Here is a 1,251-nt window from a genome sequence, read left to right on the forward strand (position 1 = left end):
TTTACATGAACTGTGTTAAAAGTCAAGCCATTGAGCGTAAAATAGGTTGATAATTCGGATTGAAATCTTCTTTAAACTTGACCACCGCAAATGCTTGGCGAAGTAGTTTATTAGCCACGGCGATCAGGGCTACTTTGGAGGCTTTGCCCGAAGCCTTTAAGCGCTGATAGCACTCCCGACAGGGCTTATTATACCGCATTGCCGTCCAACTGGCCATGTATAATAAGCCCCTTAAATGGCCATCCCCAGATCGGTTAATTCCACGAGTGATGCCTACTTTTCCCGACTGATGAATACTTGGAGCAATACCAATAAATTTAGCCAGTGCCTTGGCCGAATCAAAGTCCTGAAAACCGTTGGTTGTCTCAATCAATGCCGTAGCAATGGTGTGCGAAATCCCTTTAATCGATGTCAACCGCTGGTACTGCTCCGCAAAATCGTCCAGGCAAACTTGATTTATTTCACCTTTTAGCTTGGTAATAGCCAGTTGAAAGTGGCTGATCATTGTCTGTAAACTCTGCTGGACACTTGTATCCTGTATAGGAAGAGGACGAAAGGATTCGAGTACATTCTTTAGGGCGGTATGCTGCTTTTGATACTGGCGAAGCAGCGTTCTTTTTTGTCTGAGTAGCAATAAGTTATCACTTTTTAATTGATAAACAGCAGGTTGTACAACTCTTCCATATTCTGACAACAAAATAGCGTCACGAGGATCAGTTTTGGTCATTGACAAGTGCATCTTAGCAAAGTGATGGCTCTGCTTGGGATTGATGACTGAGAGTGTCACCTCCGCTTGAGTCAACATATAAGTTGCCAAAACCGAGTAAGAGCCAGTAGCCTCCAGCACACAGTGGGCCTGGGCAGGTAACTGACTTAGAAGGCTACGAATGCCATCTGGTGAATTGGCATACACATCTACTTTCCAGCCAGCATTCGGTTTTGGAATAGCCACTGTTAGACTATCTTTGGCCACATCGATACCAATGTAAGTTGTCATAGAAAAAGGTATTTATAAAGGGGGTAAGGAAAGAGTGGGAAAAAATGATGCCCTGAATTTTAGACCCTAGCATAGCAAACACGGTTTTGGACCAATTGAACTGTTCAGGCTTTAAAATTCACCAGCTGGAGTCAAAACATGTAAAACAGGTTTGGCTAATATAACATCGGACTTACCCAGGCTGGTGGCTCAAATCACAGAGGAATAACTGTTTTTTTGAGTATTTTTCAAACCTGTTCAAACGTACTATATAA

Annotated in this window: 1 protein-coding gene; it reads right to left on the reverse strand. The window is 42.8% G+C overall.

Annotation, left to right across the window (positions count from 1 at the left end; translation table 11 throughout):
- Positions 1-22 precede the first annotated feature (22 nt).
- Positions 23-997: an IS110 family RNA-guided transposase gene (locus ACYVE4_RS34065; protein ID WP_461044897.1), complete on the reverse strand. Its 975-nt coding sequence runs from the start codon at positions 995-997 to the stop codon at positions 23-25.
- Between the last annotated feature and the right edge of the window lie 254 nt (positions 998-1,251).

This window comes from Spirosoma harenae, from assembly GCF_054776975.1.

Bases quoted from the DNA above. Each gene is read 5' to 3' on its own strand.
- ACYVE4_RS34065 (WP_461044897.1), bottom strand. From the start codon at position 997: ATGACAACTTACATTGGTATCGATGTGGCCAAAGATAGTCTAACAGTG.